The 253-nt window shown below is 44.3% G+C and carries 1 protein-coding gene; it reads left to right on the top strand.

Features of this window, described 5'->3' with window-relative positions; all coding sequences use genetic code 11:
* The coding region (locus R0J87_RS22610) for a fibronectin type III domain-containing protein (RefSeq protein WP_498889141.1) at window positions 1-223 on the top strand (223 nt) is incomplete at its 5' end.
* Between the last annotated feature and the right edge of the window lie 30 nt (window positions 224-253).

Below are 253 nucleotides of genomic sequence, written 5' to 3'. Positions count from 1 at the left end.
TGTGACTGTCAATTGGGATGCCGTAGCTGGGGCGGATTCATACAATGTTTATAGGGGAGCAGACAAGCGTTTTGATAAGAATGTAACCAAGCCTGAATACAGCACTGACGGTCTAACGCCTGATACTAAGTTAACAATCAATGTCACTTCTGTTAATGAGAGTGGCGAATCTGCAATGTCAGAAATCGCAACTAAAACAGAAGCAGAAGGAGGCACCGAGTAAATGGGAGCAACAACCTTTTGGCTCTTGGAA

It is taken from the genome of Halomonas sp. SIMBA_159 (assembly GCF_046536035.1).
Lineage (GTDB): Bacteria > Pseudomonadota > Gammaproteobacteria > Pseudomonadales > Halomonadaceae > Vreelandella > Vreelandella venusta_A.
Note: the sequence above shows the minus strand (reverse complement) of the source record. Positions and strands in the feature narration are given on the sequence as shown.